Raw genomic sequence first — 14,664 nt, forward strand, 5'->3', positions numbered from 1 at the left:
TTAGCGTTGCAGAAGAGGTTGAATTTTCTTTTCAACCGCTTCACGAGCACGGAAGATACGCGAGCGCACCGTTCCGACAGGGCAATCCATCACCGCTGCAATTTCTTCATAACTCAAGCCATCAAGCTCGCGAAGTGTCATTGCAGTTTTTAAATCATCAGGAAGTGCTTCGATTGCACTGAAAACCACTCGTTTCAATTCTTTGGACAACGTTAAGTTCTCAGGGTTCGAAATTTCTTTTAAAGCACTTCCAGTTTCGTAATATTCAGCTTCTTCAGTATCTACATCTTGAGCAGGTGGTCTACGCCCCTGAGCCACGATGTAGTTTTTAGCAGTATTAACCGCGATTCGATACAACCAGGTGTAAAAGGCACTCTCACCTCGAAAACTAGGGATTGCTCGGTACGCCTTAATGAATGCTTCTTGCGCTACGTCTGGTACATCACCAGGATTATTGACGTAACGAGAAATAAGGTTACAAACCTTGTTTTGGTACTTAGTCACCAACAAGTTAAATGCTTGCTTATCCCCATTCTGAACTCGCTCAATTAACACTTGATCGGTCAGCTGCTCGTTCATTCGAGCGGGTACTCCTATTGTTCTTCGCTCCCACCTTTTTAGATATGAGCATTAATTATGCAAAATGTAGTATTGACACCACTGCTTACTTGAGCACTATTGTGACCTAGCGAATAAATATAAGTTCAATTAATCTTCAAACTATTTTTACACAATGGCGTATCAATAATCCTCATGAGTGGATTGTGAGGATGAGAGTGAAGAAAAGCAATGCCCTTTAACAACAATTGCCTTTATGCAAAGCCATCCGCACGGTGGTACTATAACGGATTGGCTCCCTCGATTTGGGGGCCGCATTGGCAATTCAATGACTAATTTAAGAGCGGGATCGCTCTTTCGCTTCTGTCCTGTTACGCCGTTTAACAGAGTTGGCAGTGGTAAAATTTAACTCGGGAAAATAAAAGTTTTATGAACGCAAACCGTGAACATCAATGTGATGTGTTAGTGGTGGGTAGTGGCGCAGCCGGTCTATCGTTGGCGTTACGTGTAGCAAAACATGGCAAAGTCATCGTGCTAAGTAAGGGGCCACGCAGTGAAGGGGCAACCTACTATGCGCAAGGGGGGATTGCCGCAGTCTTTGATGAATCCGACAGTATCGAGTCACATGTGCAGGACACACTCATCGCGGGTGGAGGTATCTGCGAGCAAGAATCTGTAGAGTTCATTGCTAAAAACGCAAAGAAATGTGTCCAGTGGCTCATTGATGGTGGTGTACCTTTCGACCGTGAAGACGATGACAGTGATGAAGAACCGCGTTATCACCTAACCCGCGAAGGGGGACACAGCCATCGTCGTATCCTTCATGCCGCAGATGCGACTGGCATGGCAATGCAAACGTCACTGCAAGACAACGTCCATAATCACCCGAATATCACGGTGCTAGAACGCCACAATGCCTTGGACTTAATCACCGAAGACAAAGTTGGTGGCGATGACAAGAAAGTGGTTGGCGCCTACATTTGGAACCGAAACCAAGAGCAAGTTGAAACTGTTCGCGCGAAATTTGTTGTGCTTGCAACAGGTGGTGCATCCAAAGTGTATCAATACACATCCAACCCAGATGTCTCTTCAGGAGACGGTATTGCGATGGCCTGGCGAGCAGGATGCCGCGTTGCAAACTTGGAGTTCAACCAATTCCATCCCACCTGTCTGTACCACCCAGAAGCGCGCAATTTCTTACTAACAGAAGCCTTACGTGGTGAGGGCGCATACCTTCGGAGGCCAGACGGTTCTCGCTTTATGCCCGACTTCGATGAACGCGAAGAGCTCGCCCCTCGTGATGTCGTCGCTCGTGCTATCGACTTCGAAATGAAGCGATTGGGCGCGGACTGTATGTACTTAGATATCAGTCACAAGCCGGCGGAGTTTATCGAGAAACACTTCCCAACCATCAATATGAGATTGTTAGATTTGGGCATCGATATTACAAAAGAACCAATTCCCGTGGTTCCTGCTGCGCACTATACCTGTGGCGGTGTCATGGTGAACTTCCAAGGCGAGACCGATTTGGCGCAACTCTATGCGATCGGAGAGGTCAGCTACACCGGCTTGCATGGTGCGAACCGCATGGCCTCAAACTCTCTGCTTGAGTGTGTGGTCTACGCCTGGTCTGCTGCCAAAGATATCCTCAAGAAGTTAGACCAAGCCGATTTACCGCCAAGCCTACCTGCGTGGGATGAAAGCCAAGTGAGCTGCTCCGATGAAGAAGTTGTTATCCAACACAACTGGCATGAGCTGCGCCTATTTATGTGGGACTACATGGGAATAGTACGAACGGACAAACGCTTAGAACGAGCACTGCGTCGTATTCAATTGCTTCAGCAAGAGACTCACGAATATTACAGCAACTTTAAAGTGTCGAATAACCTATTAGAACTGAGAAACTTGCTGCAAGTTGCTGAGCTTATGGTGCGTTGTGCGATGGAAAGAAAAGAGAGTCGCGGGCTCCACTATACGCTGGATTATCCAGAACAAGCAGAAAACAGTGGACCTACAATTTTAGTGCCAGAAAAACTTCAATAAACGCCAACGAAAAAGGAGCTTAGTGCTCCTTTTTTAATACCACCAGCAAGTGTCGATACGCCCCCTCATCCAAGCTATCTCGCCATAACAGCACTCGTCGCCCATCCTGGAACCAAAACCAAACGCACCACTCGTCTAGGGTAAAAATGACTTTACGAATCGTCACTGATTCGCCTTGATATTGAATATGACCTGAAGAGTCTACGTACAGCTCTCCTTTCATCGGGGGAATAAGCAAGGTGCGCTTTCGGCAAATACTTATAAACAAAACTATGAAGATTGCTGCAAGAAAAAGAGGTATTTCGGAGAGGATAACAATGAGAGAGGCCAATACCGCAAGAGCAATATTGGCCTGAGATGAACGCTGGGATTCTGCTATATAAACTCTAGCGGACTTTGCTGAGGTTATGCGCGACAATCTTATCTACCATCGAAGCATGACCTAAATTCTCGCTGCGCCCGTGTCCCATAATCCAAGTAAACAAATCTGGGTCGTCGCACTCTAGCAGAGAAACAAAGTCACGCTGCTCATTTTCACTCAACGACTCAAAACATTCTTCAAAAAAAGGCATGATTACCACATCGAGCTCTAGCATACCTCGACGACAGCCCCACTTAATGCGCGCTTTTTCTTCCGCGGTGTACATTCTATTTCCTCACCTTTTCGGTTGTTGTAGCCCGAGTTTATCAAGCAAACCCATAGACAACTACCAACTCAGTCACACTCCCGAATACGCCAGAGAAATATCCAGCCTAAAGCTGTCTTTCTCTGCTCTAAAATGAATCCGAAACGAAATGGGCACACTCGGGTAAAGGTTGTTTCATCAGGGCATTAGGCTTTAACATAGTGGCACTGAATTTACAGCAGGTAACTAACATGGATTGGCAAAATACGTTTGCACCTTTATCACTATCCTCTACGGATGAATTGCCAGAATTTGCTCTTACCCACTTAACCTCATGGGGAGCGATCAGCATGATCGGCGATGACAAAAAGTCCTACCTTCAAGGGCAAGTCACCTGTGATGTGGTTACTCTCGAACAAACTCAATCAACCTTTGGCGCACACTGCGACGCAAAAGGTAAAGTGTGGAGCGTATTCCGACTGTTTCACCACAATGGCGGCTATGCGATGGTTCAGCCAAAGTCTGCCATCGATGTCGAACTGACCGAACTGAAAAAATACGCCATTTTTTCCAAAGTTGATATCGCACAAAGCGATGATGTTCTCTTTGGCGTGATGGGAGAACAGGCAACATTTTGGGTAGATTCGCTTTCAAATGAGACAGGCGATGTGCGTCCTATTGATGGAGGAACCGCAGTTAAAGTAGGGCCGCAGCGTTGGTTGCTTATCGTTAGCGAAGCAAGCGTGGAGTCACTGCTCGCTAACTGCTCTGCTCAACGAGTTGAAGAGTCACTGTGGACCTATTATGAAATTGAAGCCGCTTTGCCTTTCGTATCAAACGAGCAGCAAAATGAACACATTCCTCAAGCTCTTAACCTACAAGCCATTGGCGGAATCAGCTTCACCAAAGGCTGTTATACCGGTCAAGAGACGGTTGCTCGCGCGAAATACCGCGGTATGAATAAACGCGCCATGTTCATCGTCAAAGGGACAACGGCATCCGCAATTGAAGAAGGTGCAGAACTCGAACGAGCTGTTGGAGAGAACTGGCGCAGTGCAGGCACCCTCATGACAACTTATCAGTTCAATGATGGCAAAGCGACAGGATTGATTGTGTTACCAAACAACCTAGAAGCCGATACCAAATTACGTCTAAAATCCCAACCGGATCAGATTTGGACCATCGCCCCGTTACCTTACTCGCTAGATGATGAATAATTATCTCGATACCAAGATCACACGCTATTTAACTGAGCAGCAAGTGCCTTTTCGCTTGCTGCCTCACCGGACTCTAGCGACCACTATCGAAGATGCAGCGCGGCAACGCGGTATACGCCCGAGTCAGATGGTTAAGTCAATCGTACTACGGGATATGGGCGATCTCTACGCACTCGCTTGCGCTCCTGGAGATCAATCTGTGGATCCAAAAAAAGTGCGCGCAATCTTAAACTGTCGCAGGATGACATGTGTCGACCTGAAAAGCGTCCCTGAACTGACCGGCTATGAAATCGGCACTGTAACCCCGCTTCTTCTGACAACACCCATGTCGATCATTTTTGATCATCGAATAAGCCTTGAAGATGAAGTGACGATCAGTAGCGGTTCAAATATGGCAGGTATTGCTCTAAAGCGTGACGATCTCATACGCTTGTGCCAGCCGATTTTCGCTGACATTTGTCGATAAAGATTGCAACTTTCTCCCATCCTATACATCTAATTGCAATAAAAAAGTGACTCAATCCGCAATTAAATGACCGTGATAGTTAAATTATTATTCATTTAATAAGCATATATAGTCACAAGATGTATTTTAGATTATGCTTATCCTGTTGGTTATAGTTTAGGTAAGAGTGTCATCTAACCTAGAGACGATAAGGCGTAGAGGTCCTATCGACCCTTTTCGTCATCCTTCACCAACGAAAAAAGTGAATCCACTGATTGTTTCAGGACATCCACTTTTTGTGTAATGCATCTGTGACTATTCGCCCGCAATGAGCGGGCTTTTTTTATAAAATTTTTACAATAAATTAGCACATCCTTAAAAACTTCAACTATTCTTATTTCTGTCATATTGATCTGGCTTAATGTGCGCTAACTGAAGTCAGATAAGAGTTCAGATAACAGAAGATAATTGAGGTAACAATCACACTAAATTGGATATCTATCCGAATTTTTGCTTACACCAGCACAAATATCCAATTTACCCATTAAAACTGCATATTCCTCCACCACTATCACATATTTATAAGGGGGAAATTCGTATAATTTGCAGTGCTTGCTAAACATAAGGATTTATTTATGAGACTGTTTAAGCGCTATACACCAGGTATGATTGCTAAACACGTAAGTCGGCTGTTTAAGGGAAGAATTTACATATACGGCGTAGGAAAATTTGAGTTTGATAACGGCAAACTCTTACCTCCAGAAAAGGCCGAAAAAAGGCACTTTAAAGCGGTTAAAGAAGTGAACGAAGAGATCATGAAACTTCGCTGTGCCTACGCTTAAAATTTCACACGATAGAATTAAGAAGGGTTGGCGATTGCCAACCCTTTGCTGTTTTAGCTCACTGAACTTGTGCTTCGCCTTGCAAGTATCGGTAACTCTCCTTTAAGACCCAGTGCTCGTTTCATGATTTCATCTTTTGCTCCCGGTAACTGGCTCACCAATGTCATACCAATGCCGCGCACCAGTTTTTTCGCAGGATTGCCACCAGAAAACAGGTCTTTAAAACCTTGCATCGCAGCGATCATTTTCGCCGCTTCAGCCTTTCTCCAGCGCTCGTACCCTCGCAAATTGCGCTTTGAACCTATATCTTCACCCTTTTGCCACAATGAAATCACTTCTTGAGCAAGGCTAGCTGCATCAAGCATTCCAAGGTTGACACCCTGTCCAGCTAAAGGGTGAATCGTATGTGCAGCATCACCAACAAGCGCCACTCGTTCTACCACAAAATCTCGCGCATAACGCATCTTGAGAGGGAAGGCAAAACGCTCACCGACCACTTCACACAGCCCTAAGCGAGCATCAAACTCGGCCGTCAGTGCTTTATTAAATTCTGAATCAGAAAGTGCAATCAGTTTGTCCGCGCGATTTGGTTCCGTCGACCACACAATGGAACTCATGTTGCTTTCACCCATCGGTAAGAAAGCCAGTGGACCTTGTGGTGTGAATGTTTGACGAGCAACTCGCTCGTGCGCCTCTGCGGTCCAGACATTTGCCACAATCGCACTGTGCCCGTAATCCCAGTGAGTTAAGGGAATATCTTGTTGCTTGCGCACCCACGAGTTCGCCCCATCAGCTCCGACAACCAGCTTCGCGGTCAGTGCTTGACCATTATCAAGGGTAAGCCAAGCTTCACTCTCTCCAATTGCCATGGTGCTGCACTTGCTAGGCATAAATAGGCTCACGTTGGGCAACTGCTTAACCTGTTCAAGTAACGCTAACTGAATAACGCGGTTCTCCACAATGTGGCCAAGGTCTGGTTGAGCAAGTTTTTGCGCATCAAACTCGATACGAGCAAAACTGTCTTGTTCCCAGACTTCCATTGCCGAATAGGGCGAGTAACGACGCGAAAGAATACCAGGCCAAGCACCAAGATTACGCAATATGTTCTCACTAGAGCGGCTTAGCGCGGAGACTCTCACATCCGGCAAATCTGCGAGCTGCTCATCAGGCTCACGACTTTCGATAACCGCGATGCGCAACTCGGTCTCTTTAAATGCGGCGGCCAGTGCAAGCCCAACCATGCCACCACCAACGATGGCAATATCTACACTCTGCATCATGTACTTCAAATCCTTATACGAAATAGTTATCTCGCGACTAAACCTAATGTTCTCGACAACAGCGGGGCTTTCAACGGAGGTAAGTTGTCCATAGCAGCCAAGCCTAAGTTACGGCCTATACGCAACGTCAAATAATCATTGGAGAACAGGTGTACAAGCGATGAGGTAAGAGAGATGGTCGCCTCTCTATCATCAGCCCGACGCTGTTTGAAACGACTGAGCACTTGGTAGCAACCCGGGTCTTGATGAGCGTTGGCAATCTCTTCTGCCAAGCTGGCAACATCGCGAATACCTAAGTTAAACCCTTGACCAGCAATAGGGTGAAGAGTTTGAGCCGCGTTGCCGACGACCGCAAACCGATGAGAGACGTTCTGCTGGCGATATCGCAGCAACAATGGATAACTCGCTCGCTGCCCCACCCGTTCCAATCGACCTAAACGCCAACCGAACGCACTTTGCAGCTCGTCCAAGAAAGCGGAATCGTCCAACGTCATTACACGCTCTGCGCTATCTGGACGTAGGCACCAAACCAAAGACATTCGCCCTTCTCTCATTGGCAACAACGCTACGGGGCCACTTTCTGTGAATCGCTCATATGCTCGACCTTGGTGAGCTTGCTCCGTCGACACATTGGCAATAACGGCAACTTGTTCAAAATCATGCTCCGTCAATGCCAAGCCAATCTGTTCGCAGCATGTCGACAAAGCACCATCTGCCGCGACCAATAGTTTGGCGCTGAGCTGCTCTCCGCTATCAAGAGAGAGATGAACACTGTCGATTTCTCTGTGTACATTCGCCACTGCCGCGGGACAAAACAGTTCAATATGATCATTTTGTAGGGCTTTCTGGTGATAGAGTCGCCCAACATCGGCGAGCTCTACTACATAGCCAAGGCTCTCGATGCCGTAATCTCGCGCGTTAATCTCAGTCATGCCTGCATGCGTGCGGTCAGAGACGTGGATATGTTCGATCGCCGTTGCGACGGGTTTAATGTCATCCCATAAGCCAAGTTGCTGGAGGATGCTAACCGTTCCGCGCGACAAAGCAATCGAGCGTGAGTCAAACCCTGGGTGCGATGAATGATCAACTTGAAATGGCTCGACAACGGCAATAGAGAGTGGCTGTGGAGATAGCTTATTCATTGCAAGAGCGAGCGTCATACCCGCCATCGCCCCACCAGCAATGACTACATCAAACTGCTTCATGCCCATACCTACTTAGTGAATCGTTGGTGCCTTGTTCTCACTTGGCTTTTGGCCAAACTCTGCATGAATGGTAAGCACACACGCTTTGACATGCTCGATAACTTGTTCAAGCAATTGAGCTTGCTCTTCCATGTCATCATCTTCATCGATACCTAGTTTCGAAATTTCTTCGAGATCAGCTAATGCTTCTTTAATGTCCGCGGGCGCTTTTTTGATCTCAGCCCCGACAAGACCTAGCCCCGAGATAAAATGGTTCACCCACTCAGCAAGGCCATCAGCGATATCAAACAAACTGGCACTCGCATCTTCGTCTGGTAGCAACAGGTCTAAATCCATGCCTGAGCCCGTCAACTCTTGTGTCGTCGCATCTAAAGTCGATTCCGCCAATTTCAGTACGTGCATTGGCCAGCCCATACCATCGTTGGTGTAATCAAATACCAGCGGTTGCCAACTTTTATCGGTCAAGCTCAAACCTCCACTTAGCATTCCGGTTAACAAACCATGCAGTTCGGCAGGATTGACCGCGATACCTGAAGATTGCAGCTCACTAGCCAATGTCAAATAATCTGGAAGATTGCTATCACTCATGAAGAGACCTAAAATTTTGCAAATAAGCGTAATCGTACCACTTACCAATGCGAGCGAAAACGAACGATTCTGCAATTGTGGATAGCTTTTACACAATTTGTCCAATTACTGTGTTATTACTTCGAGTTGCTTGCGAAAAGCTTGAATCTTAACAAGGCTTTTCCTATAGTTTCCCCCTCGGTGACAAACTGCAGAGTCACCCCAAGTAGCGTGCAGAGTTGATATGAGTAATCAAGCAGTTGAAGTAGAAATTTTAGGTCGATTAACCCGTGTAAATTGTCCTTCAGGTCAAGAAGAGTCGTTAATTAAAGCGGCGAAACGTCTTGATGAAAACCTGAAAGATATGGCGGCAAAGACTAAAATTACTAATGAAGTGCAATTGCTGACCTTTGTCGCGTTGAACATCTGTCATGAGCTGGAAAGCCGTGATAGTGTTAAAGCAGAGCAACAAAATGCTCTCACTGAGCGTATGGAACTGCTCAGCGCATCACTCGGTGATGCATTAAGTAAAGTAAAGCCAGGACAGCAATAGCCTTTACCGCCAAAATAAAAATTTACCCTGGAGTGTGCGTTAGGGGATTACGTCCCTGAGCCGATAAGCAATGCCAAAGGGTTAGTACTTGGTTGCTATTGAGCAAGCTCGGCATGTACCGAGAAGCCTACGGTAGCCATTGCTGATCCGCCCTGAACCAGCTGGTTCATGGGTCAAACATCTCCAACGGCACTCTGGGGTATCCTCCTCGATACCTCAAATAGGGGTATATTTGATGACACTTTCTCGCCAAGATTTTCGCCAACACATTCGCACCAAACGTAACCAACTGAGCAGCGACGTTCAATATATCGCAGGGCTTGACCTCGTCACCCAGTTCTCAACAATCCCAGAAGTAAAACGCGCTCAACATATTGCTCTGTATCTCAGTGCAGACGGAGAAATCGAGACCTCGCCATTAATTGAGTGGCTATGGAGCCAAGGCAAGAGAACCTATTTGCCGGTTATTCATCCTTTTTCGAAAGGCCACCTGCTGTTTCTTCATTATGATGCCTCGACCCCCATGGTGTTGAACCGCTACGCCATCGCCGAGCCCAAACTCGATCAAACGCGCATTCTTCCCGCCGCTCAATTGGATCTTATCTGTACCCCCTTGGTGGCGTTCGACAATACTGGTCACAGATTAGGTATGGGCGGTGGTTACTACGATCGCACCTTGGAGCCTTGGTTTAAGTCAAAAACAGGCCCTAAGCCCATCGGCCTTGCTCACGATTGTCAACAAGTGGAACAGCTACCAGTTGAAAGTTGGGATGTGCCTCTACCCAAAATAGTGACACCAAGCCAGATCTGGGATTGGGAATGACGCGCAATTGAAGATATAATCGCGCCGCAATTCACCGTTAATAAACCTCACTTAGGAGATGAGCATGACTCAAGATGAAATGAAAAAAGAAGCAGGTTGGGCCGCACTAAAATATGTCGAAAAAGGCAGCATTGTAGGTGTGGGTACTGGCTCAACGGTCAATCACTTCATCGACGCTCTAGGTACGATCAAAGAAGAGATCAAAGGTGCAGTGTCTAGCTCAGAAGCCTCTACCCAGCGTCTTAAAGAGCTGGAAATCGAAGTTTTCGATTGTAACGAAGTGGCAGGTCTGGATATTTACGTAGACGGTGCTGACGAAATCAACGCAAACCGCGAAATGATTAAAGGCGGCGGTGCAGCCCTAACACGCGAAAAAATCGTGGCGGCAATCTCAGACAAGTTCATCTGTATTGTTGATGACACTAAAGCCGTGGATGTGCTGGGTGAATTTCCACTGCCAGTTGAAGTCATCCCGATGGCTCGCTCGTACGTTGCTCGTGAGCTCGTAAAATTGGGTGGCGATCCTGCTTATCGTGAAGGCTGTATCACTGACAACGGCAACGTGATTTTGGATGTGTACGGTATGCAAATCACTAACCCTAAAGAACTTGAAGACAAGATCAATGCACTTCCAGGTGTGGTAACGGTTGGTCTTTTTGCTCACCGTGGTGCTGATGTTGTCATTACAGGCACCCAACAAGGTGCAAAAATCGAAGAGTAACTCTCTTCCTGTTCGTTATTTCCTTACAAACGGTACCGTTCGGTGCCGTTTTTTCATTTCTCTCTATAAAAATTATGCCTTATTCCGTAATTTTCTTACCCAAGCTGTATTTTTTTTGTTAACTTAGTGAGCAGAAGACGCACAAGGAAAACGTTTGCGTCACATTAAAGTGTCTAGAAAACGTTATCAATGACAATGTGCGCCAGTTAAGCCCCGATTTCCCATTTTAAGGATGAAGATAATGGCCAAAGTTTCACTGGAAAAAGAAAAAATAAAGATCCTACTTCTAGAAGGTCTACACCCATCTTCGGTAGAAGTTTTGCAAGCTGCGGGATACTCAAACATTGAATATCACAAAGGTTCACTTCCAGAAGAAGAACTGCTTGAAGCGGTTAAAGACGCGCATTTCATTGGTATTCGCTCCCGTACAAATCTTTCTCAAGAAGTGATCAATGCGGCGGAAAAACTGGTCGCGATTGGCTGTTTCTGTATCGGTACCAACCAAGTAGATTTAGCGGCGGCAGCAGAGCGCGGTATTCCAGTGTTCAACGCACCGTTTTCTAATACTCGTAGTGTTGCTGAGCTCGTGCTTGGCCAAATTCTGTTACTACTGCGCGGTATCCCCGAGAAAAACGCCCTTGCCCACCGCGGTATTTGGAAGAAGAGCGCAGACAACTCGAACGAAGCACGCGGTAAACGCTTGGGTATTATTGGCTACGGTCATATCGGTACTCAGCTCGGTATTATTGCTGAAAACTTGGGCATGCGCGTTTATTTCTACGACATAGAGAACAAGCTCTCACTAGGTAATGCCACGCAAGTCCATACCATGAGTGAATTGCTGAATAAGTGTGATGTTATCTCACTGCATGTTCCAGAAACGCCTGAAACGAAAAACATGATGGGTTCGGAAGAGTTCGCACGCATGAAGCCTGGTTCTATCTTCATCAATGCGGCACGCGGCACTGTAGTAGATATCGAAGCCCTGTGTCATTCATTGGAAGCAGGTCATCTATCAGGCGCGGCTATCGATGTATTCCCTGTAGAACCTAAAACCAACGCAGACCCATTTGAATCACCACTGCAGAAGTTTGACAATGTCATCCTAACGCCTCACGTTGGTGGTTCAACGCAAGAAGCGCAAGAGAATATCGGTGTGGAAGTTGCTGGCAAGCTAGCGAAGTACTCAGATAATGGCTCTACGCTATCTAGCGTTAACTTCCCTGAAGTATCACTGCCTGAACACCGCGACTGTTCTCGTCTATTGCACATTCACAAGAACCGCCCAGGTATCTTGACTCAAATTAACACCATCTTCGCGGAAGAAGGGATTAACATTGCGGGTCAGTATCTACAAACCGCAGCGGATATTGGTTACGTTGTGATCGATGTAGAGGCCGGGCGTTCAGAAGAAGCGCTGGCGAAACTGAAAAACATCGAAGGGACAATTCGCGCTCGAATCCTTCACTAATAACTCAGCGTATAGACACAAAAAACCACCGATATTCGGTGGTTTTTTATTTTATTCAGAATGTTAGGCTTTTAAAGCTCGTTCACCACGAGCAATCCCAACCACACCACTTCGTGCCACTTCGATGACTTCCGTCACTTCAGAAATCGCTTGGATAAACGCATCAAGTTTTTCACTTGTTCCGGCAAGCTGAACCGTATACTGAGATGAAGTCACATCAACGATCTGGCCACGGAAGATATCAGCAGTACGTTTTACTTCAGCACGGGCAAAACCACTCGCTTTCACCTTCACCATCATCAGTTCACGCTCAATGTGCTCTAACTCAGACACTTCTTGAACTTTAAGCACATCGATCAGCTTGTTTAGCTGTTTTTGAATCTGCTCAAGCTTCATTTCATCAGAAATGGTCGTGATGTTTAGGCGCGACAGTGTTTCATCATCTGTTGGCGATACGGTCAGAGATTCGATGTTGTATCCACGTTGAGAGAACAAGCCAACAACGCGAGACAGTGCACCAGGTTGGTTTTCCATTAAAAGCGAAATAATGTGTCTCATATTATGTTCTCTCCGTTTTGCTTAGCCACATCTTATCCATACCCTCACCTTTAATTTGCATCGGGTACACATGCTCCGTTTCATCGACATTGATATCAACAAACACCAAACGATCTTTCATATCGAGCGCTTTTTGCAAGCCTTCTTCAAGCTGATCTGGGGTTTCAATACGAATACCCACATGACCGTACGCTTCTGCGATCGCGGCGAAATCCGGAACTGAACTCATGTAAGAGTTAGAGTGACGACCTTGGTAGATAATATCTTGCCATTGTTTCACCATACCAAGGAAACGGTTGTTCAAGTTGATGATTTTAACTGGAATATCGTACTGCATTGCGGTCGATAGTTCCTGAATGTTCATTTGGATACTGCCATCGCCGGTAACCACCACCACTTCTTCATCTGGCTTGGCAAACTTCACGCCCATGCCGGCAGGAAGACCAAAGCCCATCGTGCCTAAGCCGCCAGAGTTGATCCAACGGCGTGGTTTGTTAAACGGGTAGTAAAGGGCTGCGAACATTTGGTGCTGACCAACATCCGAAGCAACATACGCGTCACCATTGGTCAGTTTGTGTAGCGTCTCAATCACTTGTTGTGGTTTGATGCGCTCTGGTGATGTTTCATACGCCAAACTCTTACGCTCTCGCCAAAGTTCGATATCACTCCACCAGCTTTGCAGTGCATCTGCGTCATTGACCGCGCCTTGCTCTTCCATCAGCTTGACCATGCTCTCAAGCACTTTTTCTGCTGAACCAACAATAGGGAGATCCGCTTTGACGTTCTTTGAAATCGAGGAAGGATCGATATCAATATGCATAACCTTTGCGTTCGGGCAGTATTTTTCTAAGTTGTTGGTCGTACGATCATCAAAACGTACCCCAACACCAAAAATAAGATCGGCGTTATGCATCGCCATGTTTGCCTCGTAGGCACCATGCATACCCAGCATTCCTAACGAGTTCTTATGCGTCCCCGGAAACGCCCCTAATCCCATCAAGGTACTCACAACGGGTAAGTTGAGTGCTTCGGCTAACTTCAGTAAGTGGGCATCTGCTTCTGAGATCACCGCACCACCACCGACATAAAGTACTGGTTTTTTCGCTTCGAGTAGCGCTTTTAAACCTTTCTTGATTTGGCCTTTGTGACCAGTGGTCGTTGGCTTGTACGAACGCATAGAGATGCTTTCTGGGTATTCGTATGGCAATTTGATTTGTGGATTCATGACGTCTTTCGGCAAATCAATGACCACTGGGCCAGGGCGACCCGTCGTTGCAATGTAGAAGGCTTTTTTAACTGTTTCAGGGATGTCTTCGGCTTTTTTGACTAAAAAGCTGTGCTTAACGACAGGACGAGAAACACCGACGATGTCGCACTCTTGGAACGCATCGTTACCGATAAGATTATTCGGTACGTTACCTGAAATAACGATCATTGGGATGGAGTCCATATACGCTGTCGCAATACCTGTAATGGTATTGGTAGCACCAGGACCGGAACAGACAAGGACAACACCCGGATTGCCTGTTGCGCGCGCATAACCATCGGCCATGTGCGTAGCGGCTTGTTCATGACGAACCAGAACATGTTTGATTTGGTCGTCTTTCGCATGAAGCGCATCGTAGATATCAAGAACGGAACCGCCAGGGTAACCGAAGATTTGCTCTACACCTTCTTCGATCAGAGATTGCACTACCATCTCTGCACCGGACAACATTGCTGCCATATTTTTCTCCTTAACCAGTTTTCCAATCA

At 46.6% G+C, this 14,664-nt stretch carries 16 protein-coding genes and 1 other RNA gene; 9 read left to right on the top strand and 8 right to left on the bottom strand.

Annotated features, from left to right (window positions below; genetic code table 11):
- On the bottom strand, positions 1-579 hold the full coding sequence (gene rpoE, locus U9J37_RS08970) for an RNA polymerase sigma factor RpoE (protein WP_005472797.1): 579 nt from the start codon (positions 577-579) through the stop codon (positions 1-3).
- Between the two features lie 408 nt (positions 580-987).
- Here rpoE and nadB point away from each other — a divergent pair, with 408 nt between their 5' ends.
- Positions 988-2,601, top strand: a complete 1,614-nt coding sequence (gene nadB, locus U9J37_RS08975; RefSeq protein WP_005472788.1) for an L-aspartate oxidase — start codon at positions 988-990, stop codon at positions 2,599-2,601.
- 19 nt (positions 2,602-2,620) lie between these two features.
- On the opposite strand, the gene U9J37_RS08980 is transcribed toward nadB, so the two are convergent.
- Complete coding sequence (locus U9J37_RS08980) at positions 2,621-3,019, bottom strand: protein YgfX (RefSeq protein ID WP_322413802.1); 399 nt, start codon at positions 3,017-3,019, stop codon at positions 2,621-2,623.
- Positions 2,988-3,248, bottom strand: coding sequence for an FAD assembly factor SdhE (locus tag U9J37_RS08985; protein ID WP_005472867.1), 261 nt, complete (start codon positions 3,246-3,248; stop codon positions 2,988-2,990). The genes U9J37_RS08980 and U9J37_RS08985 overlap by 32 nt, the downstream gene beginning before the upstream one ends.
- A gap of 230 nt (positions 3,249-3,478) precedes the next feature.
- On the opposite strand from U9J37_RS08985, the gene ygfZ reads away from it, so the two are divergent.
- The 3 genes from ygfZ to U9J37_RS09000 all read left to right on the top strand — a co-directional run bounded on the left by ygfZ (position 3,479) and on the right by U9J37_RS09000 (position 5,731).
- Entirely contained in the window at positions 3,479-4,444 is a 966-nt protein-coding gene (gene ygfZ / locus U9J37_RS08990) for a tRNA-modifying protein YgfZ (RefSeq protein ID WP_005472926.1), read from the top strand.
- The gene (locus U9J37_RS08995; RefSeq protein WP_005472802.1) at positions 4,437-4,910 is read left to right on the top strand and encodes an aminoacyl-tRNA deacylase; all 474 of its coding nucleotides are present in this window, start codon (positions 4,437-4,439) and stop codon (positions 4,908-4,910) included. The genes ygfZ and U9J37_RS08995 overlap by 8 nt, the downstream gene beginning before the upstream one ends.
- A 614-nt stretch (positions 4,911-5,524) precedes the next feature.
- Positions 5,525-5,731: a DUF1107 domain-containing protein gene (locus tag U9J37_RS09000; RefSeq protein WP_005472913.1), complete on the top strand. Its 207-nt coding sequence runs from the start codon at positions 5,525-5,527 to the stop codon at positions 5,729-5,731.
- Positions 5,732-5,784: 53 nt separating this feature from the next.
- Here the strand turns inward: U9J37_RS09000 and U9J37_RS09005 are convergent, their stop codons facing one another.
- From U9J37_RS09005 to U9J37_RS09015, 3 genes are read right to left on the bottom strand one after another with little or no spacing between them, the layout of a single operon-like run.
- Positions 5,785-7,011: an FAD-dependent 2-octaprenylphenol hydroxylase gene (locus U9J37_RS09005; protein WP_005472816.1), complete on the bottom strand. Its 1,227-nt coding sequence runs from the start codon at positions 7,009-7,011 to the stop codon at positions 5,785-5,787.
- Positions 7,012-7,037: 26 nt separating this feature from the next.
- Positions 7,038-8,216: a 2-octaprenyl-6-methoxyphenyl hydroxylase gene (gene ubiH / locus U9J37_RS09010; protein ID WP_043887061.1), complete on the bottom strand. Its 1,179-nt coding sequence runs from the start codon at positions 8,214-8,216 to the stop codon at positions 7,038-7,040.
- Between the two features lie 12 nt (positions 8,217-8,228).
- Complete coding sequence (locus tag U9J37_RS09015; RefSeq protein WP_005472861.1) at positions 8,229-8,804, bottom strand: YecA/YgfB family protein; 576 nt, start codon at positions 8,802-8,804, stop codon at positions 8,229-8,231.
- 223 nt (positions 8,805-9,027) lie between these two features.
- Here U9J37_RS09015 and U9J37_RS09020 point away from each other — a divergent pair, with 223 nt between their 5' ends.
- The 5 genes from U9J37_RS09020 to serA all read left to right on the top strand — a co-directional run bounded on the left by U9J37_RS09020 (position 9,028) and on the right by serA (position 12,351).
- Complete coding sequence (locus U9J37_RS09020) at positions 9,028-9,336, top strand: cell division protein ZapA (RefSeq protein ID WP_038140782.1); 309 nt, start codon at positions 9,028-9,030, stop codon at positions 9,334-9,336.
- A gap of 21 nt (positions 9,337-9,357) precedes the next feature.
- A non-coding RNA gene (gene ssrS / locus U9J37_RS09025) (6S RNA) lies at positions 9,358-9,541 on the top strand.
- A 30-nt stretch (positions 9,542-9,571) separates the two neighbouring features.
- Positions 9,572-10,159: a 5-formyltetrahydrofolate cyclo-ligase gene (locus U9J37_RS09030; protein WP_005475485.1), complete on the top strand. Its 588-nt coding sequence runs from the start codon at positions 9,572-9,574 to the stop codon at positions 10,157-10,159.
- Between the two features lie 64 nt (positions 10,160-10,223).
- Positions 10,224-10,880 carry a ribose-5-phosphate isomerase RpiA gene (gene rpiA, locus U9J37_RS09035; protein ID WP_038140785.1) on the top strand — a complete coding sequence of 219 codons (657 nt, stop codon included), beginning with the start codon at positions 10,224-10,226 and terminating at the stop codon, positions 10,878-10,880.
- Between the two features lie 241 nt (positions 10,881-11,121).
- A complete protein-coding gene (gene serA, locus U9J37_RS09040) occupies positions 11,122-12,351 on the top strand; it encodes a phosphoglycerate dehydrogenase (RefSeq protein ID WP_005475538.1) in 1,230 nt (409 codons plus the stop codon).
- A gap of 63 nt (positions 12,352-12,414) precedes the next feature.
- Here the strand turns inward: serA and ilvN are convergent, their stop codons facing one another.
- Both ilvN and U9J37_RS09050 read right to left on the bottom strand, forming a co-directional pair.
- The gene (ilvN, locus tag U9J37_RS09045; protein ID WP_038140789.1) at positions 12,415-12,909 is read right to left on the bottom strand and encodes an acetolactate synthase small subunit; all 495 of its coding nucleotides are present in this window, start codon (positions 12,907-12,909) and stop codon (positions 12,415-12,417) included.
- A gap of 1 nt (position 12,910) precedes the next feature.
- Positions 12,911-14,635: an acetolactate synthase 3 large subunit gene (locus tag U9J37_RS09050; protein WP_038217840.1), complete on the bottom strand. Its 1,725-nt coding sequence runs from the start codon at positions 14,633-14,635 to the stop codon at positions 12,911-12,913.
- Positions 14,636-14,664: the final 29 nt, after the last annotated feature.

Source organism: Vibrio sp. 16, assembly GCF_963681195.1.
GTDB lineage: Bacteria > Pseudomonadota > Gammaproteobacteria > Enterobacterales > Vibrionaceae > Vibrio > Vibrio sinaloensis_D.